Annotated in this window: 4 protein-coding genes and 1 pseudogene; 4 read left to right on the top strand and 1 reads right to left on the bottom strand. The window is 76.4% G+C overall.

Features of this window, described 5'->3' with window-relative positions; genetic code table 11:
* Positions 1 to 100 precede the first annotated feature (100 nt).
* The 4 genes from ACFUEL_RS36200 to ACFUEL_RS36185 all read left to right on the top strand — a co-directional run bounded on the left by ACFUEL_RS36200 (position 101) and on the right by ACFUEL_RS36185 (position 2,804).
* Positions 101 to 736: an SMI1/KNR4 family protein gene (locus ACFUEL_RS36200; RefSeq protein WP_380241912.1), complete on the top strand. Its 636-nt coding sequence runs from the start codon at positions 101 to 103 to the stop codon at positions 734 to 736.
* Between the two features lie 155 nt (positions 737 to 891).
* Positions 892 to 1,410 (top strand): SigE family RNA polymerase sigma factor, encoded by a 519-nt coding sequence (locus ACFUEL_RS36195; protein ID WP_380241910.1) that lies wholly within the window; start codon positions 892 to 894, stop codon positions 1,408 to 1,410.
* A gap of 119 nt (positions 1,411 to 1,529) precedes the next feature.
* On the top strand, positions 1,530 to 2,510 hold the full coding sequence (locus ACFUEL_RS36190; protein ID WP_380241908.1) for a hypothetical protein: 981 nt from the start codon (positions 1,530 to 1,532) through the stop codon (positions 2,508 to 2,510).
* Between the two features lie 99 nt (positions 2,511 to 2,609).
* Complete coding sequence (locus ACFUEL_RS36185; protein ID WP_380241906.1) at positions 2,610 to 2,804, top strand: hypothetical protein; 195 nt, start codon at positions 2,610 to 2,612, stop codon at positions 2,802 to 2,804.
* A gap of 425 nt (positions 2,805 to 3,229) precedes the next feature.
* Here ACFUEL_RS36185 and ACFUEL_RS36180 read toward each other — a convergent pair.
* Positions 3,230 to 4,204: pseudogene (locus ACFUEL_RS36180) on the bottom strand (translation initiation factor 2); the annotation flags it as partial.

Raw genomic sequence — 4,204 nt, 5'->3', positions numbered from 1 at the left:
CGGTAGGGTCGGACCGGCCGCGCGGCAGTACCGCCGCCACCACCGCCGCCGTCCGGACCCGGAGGCGGCGCCCACGGGGAACGGACACGGAGACCGCACCATGAGCACCGCCACCAGCGCCCTCGACCGACTGCTCGACCTCGCCCGCGGCCCGATGGGCCCGGCCGTCGACCTCGACTTCGGCGTCGAACAGGGCCCGTTCGCCGAACTCGCCGCGCTGCTCGGCCGGTTGAACGGCTTCTTCGCCTTCAACGGCGGCGTCCAGGTCTACCGGGTCGGCGAGGAGGGCCTGGGCCCCGAACTGCTGGAGTGGAACGGCGAGGACGCCTGGAAGTCCGCCTACCAGGGCCTCGCCGACCAGGTGTTCTGCTTCGGCCAGGACCTCTTCGGCGTCCAGTTCGGCATCCTCGACGGCACCCGGGTGGTCCGCTTCGACCCGGAGACCGCCGCCGTCACCGACCTCGGCGAAAGCCTGGAGGACTGGGCCGGCTGGCTGCTCGCCGACCCCGACGTCAACGGCGCGCGCTCCTTCGCCCACGCCTACATGCAGGCCAACGGCCCGCTCCCGGTCGACCAGCGGCTGCTCCCGCGCCGCTTCTTCGTCCTCGGCGGCGAGTACGCCCACGACAACCTCGTCCCCGAGGACGCCGCCGCCGCGATGCGGGTGCGCGGCCCGTTCGCCCACGCCACCCGCGACCTGCCCGACGGCAGCCGGCTGAAGATCGAGGTCCGGTAGCCGCCCACCCGGCCCGCCGGCCAGGGGGCCTGACGCCCCGGCAGCCCCGCCGTCGATCATCGTTACCGAGTCTTTACCTCCGGCCCGCGACGCCCCGCCCGCCCGCGGCGTGTCTTCAGGGCGTCGACGAAACGCCTTTCCATCCGGGGGACCACATGACCGAGGAACTCGACTTCGACGAGTTCGCGGCCAGCCGGGCACGCCGCCTGTTCCACCTGGCGTACCTGATGTGCGGGGACTGGCACCAGGCCCAGGACCTGGTGCAGACCGCGCTGTCCAAGCTCTACCCGGTCTGGGGGAGGCTGCGGCGCGCCGACGGCGGGGCGGGCCTCGACGCGTACGCCCGCAAGGTGCTGCTGCGCTGCTACCTCTCCCACCGGCGGCTGCGCCGCTCCAGCGAGCTCGCGGTCGACGAGTTCCCCGAGGAGCCGTCGATCGGCGCCGAGGAGGGCAGCTCGGCCGCCCTGCGGATCACCCTGATCGCCGCGCTGCGCCAACTGCCGCCCCGCAACCGGGCGGCCGTGGTGCTCCGCTACCTGGAGGACTACAGCCTGGAGGAGACCGCGGAGGCGATGGGCATCACCGTCAGCGCGGTCAAGAGCCTCAACTCCCGCTCGATGAACCGCCTGCGCGCCATCCTCGGCCCCGACCGGGCCCTGCTGCTCCAGGACTGACCCGCCCGCCGCGCCCCCGGCGCCCCACCCGCCCCGCCCGCCCCACCCGTCCCGCCCGCCTCACCTGTCCCGCCCCACCAGCGCGACACCCACCTGCCCGTACGGAAGGCATCGGAACCTTGGACCCGGACCCGGACCCGGACCTGCAGCTCTCCTCCCTGATGGAGACGAGCGTCAAGGACCTGTGCGTGCCCGTCGCGGTGATCGTCGCCGAGAGCGGCCGGCGCGGCCGCCGCCGCAGGATCGCCCGGCGGCTACGGATCGCCGGAACGGCACTGGCCGTCACCGCCGTCGCCCTCGCCGGGGCCGACCTCGGCCTCCCGCTGATCGAGGCCGGCCCGCGCCCCGGCATCGCCCCGGCCGCCCCGCCCGCCGCCACCGCGTCCGCCCACCCGTCCGGCCCCACCCCCGGTCGGCGGGGCGCCACCCCGTCCGGCGGGCCGAGCAAGGAGGCGGACGGCGCCGGCGGCGGCACGGCGGACGGCGTCGCGGGACCGCTGCAACTGCCCAGGCTCCCCACGCTCGGCAAGCCCGCCCCCGGGGTGAAGATCGCCGACCAGGACCTCCTGGAGTTCACCGACAGCAACGTGCGGCAGAACCTGCTGGAGATGAACCCGGGGATGGGCGCGGTCGGCCTGCACAGCTGGCCGACCCACGCCGGAGGGATCTACCTGCTCCTCTCGGACGGAAAGGACCGGCAGGGAGCCCTGGAGCTGACGCTGCGCCGGGCCGACCGCCCCTTCCCGACCGGCAGCACGCTGCTCTCCGAACTGCAGAGCCAGTTCCGGTGCGGCCGGGACGACGCCGGCGACGCCGGCCGCCAGTCCATGTGCACCGCCGGCTACCTGCCCGACGGCAGTTGGGAGATGGTCGAGGCGAACGTCAACTCGGCCTACGGCGCCTACGGCTACCGCGTCGCGGTGTGGCGCCCCAGCGGCCTGGTCGTCGAGTTCGCCGAGTACTGCGGGACGGTCGACAACCGCGGGGTGATCACCGGGGTCAAGCAGAAGGAGCCGCCCGTCGACCTCAACACCTGGCGCGCCCTCACCGAGAGCCCGAGCTGGGAGTACTACCGGCCGCTGAACGCCGAGGAGCCCTAGCTGTACTGACCACCTGGCCCGCGCCGGACTTGCCCGAACCGCCGGTCGGCCCCCGGCCGAACGCGTGGGGTGGGCCGGGCGGGCGAGCACACGCACAACGTGGTCGGCGACCAGGCCCGGGTGGACCACCTGGTGCGGGCCCACCGCATCGACGCCGTCCACATCCACCAGGAGGCCCCGCGCCCGGCGCGGGCCCAGGTCCACCACCCCTCCTTCGAACTCCTGACGGAGAAGGCGCACTTCGTCGACCGCGCGGAGGAGCAGCAATCGACTTCCGCGGCCAACTCGCCCTGAACCGCGGCGAGTTCGCCCTCAGGCAGGACGAACGGGCGGCCGCGCTCGCCGACTTCGCCGCCGCCCGCGCCGACTTCACCACCGCCCGCGGCATCCAGCTCGGGATCGGCAACGCGTACGGCGCCGCCCTGCAGACCTACCAGCTCGCCAAGACCGCGGCCGCCGCCGACGACCACCCCGCCGACGACCACCCCGCCGCCGCGCTCTTTGCCGAGGCCCGAGCCGAGTTCGCGGCGCTGCCGGGCCGGCCCCGGATGGTCGCCCGCACCGCCTTCGGCCTGGCCCGGGCGCTGCGCGGACTCGGCCGCCACCGGGCCCGCGCCACGGCCCTGCGCGCCGAACACGGCTGGGAGACGGATGGTTCGTGACCCCGGCGGACCGGTGACCCGGTGGACCGGTGACCCGGCGGACCGGGGCCCGGGGGCTCAGAACTCGGCGTCCAGCTCCCCGGGTCCGGCCGCCGCCAGCTCCAGCCGGGCCGTCGTCCGGCCCACCGTGCAGGCGAGCTCCACCGGGAGCTCCCCGCCCGGGTCCGGCCGCGCGACCAGCCAGGCGTACGCGGCGGACGCCGCCGCGACCGGGTCGACCCGGTCGACCCGCCCGTCCGCCCGGTGCGGCCGGACGCGCAGCGCGAACGCGCCCAGCCGGCGGTGCACCAGCAGGCACCGGCCGGGGGAGAGCAGCGCGGCGGCGGCCCGGCAGGACGGCAGCTCGTCCAGGACGTGCGCGGCCCACCCGGCCGCCGACCAGCGGCCGGTGCCCGGGTGCCGCCACAGCAGCTCGGCGCCGCGCTGCTCGGTCAGGCCCGCCGCGCCGTGCTGGGCGGCCCGGTGGTGCACCGGCAGCCCGGTCGCCACCGGGAAGCGCTCCACCCGCACCCGCCGCCCCTCCACCCCGGCGCGCACCGCCAGCGCCCGGTCCGGCGGCCGGGACACCACCGGATCGGGCAGCAGCGCGGGCGCCAGCGGCGTGCGCGGGGGCGCCAGGCCGAGCAGCCGGTACAGCTCGGCGCGCAGCAGCGGCAGCGCCTCGTCCGGGCGGGCGAAGGCGTCGGCGGTGAACCGGGACGGGTCGGGCCCGGCCGCCGCGCGCAGCAGGCCGGGCAGCCCGGCGGTCCCGGTGAAGCGCGGCGAGGCGGCCAGCAGCCGGGCCATCGGCGTGCCGGGCAGCAGCTCCCGGCCGCCGTCGTAGCCGTCCAGGACGACGGTGCGGCCCAGCGCCGCCGCGTACAGCGCCGTCGAGCCGTGGTCGGTGAGCACCGCGTCGGCGGCCACCAGGACGGACGCCCACTCCTGGTGCGCGGCGGGCAGCAGCAGCCCGGCCCGCAGCGCCGGGCCGAGCTGCTCGGAGAGGTCGAAGGGGGTGCGGGCGCTGACCTCGTTGGGGTGGACCACCAGGGC

Origin of the sequence: Kitasatospora sp. NPDC057198 (assembly GCF_042670125.1) — a bacterium.
In the GTDB taxonomy this organism is placed as follows: domain Bacteria; phylum Actinomycetota; class Actinomycetes; order Streptomycetales; family Streptomycetaceae; genus Kitasatospora.
Note: the sequence above shows the minus strand (reverse complement) of the source record. Positions and strands in the feature narration are given on the sequence as shown.

Excerpts from the sequence above, each read along its gene's own strand:
- ACFUEL_RS36195 (WP_380241910.1), top strand. The coding sequence starts at position 892 with ATGACCGAGGAACTCGACTTCGACGAGTTCGCGGCCAGCCGGGCACGC.
- ACFUEL_RS36200 (WP_380241912.1), top strand. The coding sequence starts at position 101 with ATGAGCACCGCCACCAGCGCCCTCGACCGACTGCTCGACCTCGCCCGC.